1 protein-coding gene is annotated in these 304 nt (G+C 44.4%); it reads right to left on the minus strand.

Annotated features, from left to right (window positions below):
- Positions 1-304: hypothetical protein (locus HC175_RS22695; protein ID WP_168140050.1), on the minus strand; the 304-nt coding region annotated here is incomplete at both ends.

The following is a 304-nucleotide window of genomic DNA, read 5'->3' on the forward strand; positions in this document are numbered from 1 at the left end:
TGTTGCTTTAATTAATGGTACGGCAGAATGTTCTACTGTGACCTCTGTGTCCTTGTAATTGCAGGCTGCTCCTGCTTCCGGCTGCAGTTTATTGGTCCTTACGGTGTACTTTCCGGCTACTGAAGCAGAATATTTTGGGCCGGTATGGATGAGTTCTCCGTCGAAAAACCAGTTCACTTCAAATTCTGAAGGATCAAGTTTAGAGTCTAAAAGAGCTTCAGATTCTACTTCTCCTGTTCGAGGATTTCGGCAAATGGTTCCGCCTGTGATCGGCAGGTCGAGCAAAGGATAAATAGTGATATTT

It is taken from the genome of Salinimicrobium oceani (genome assembly GCF_012037645.1).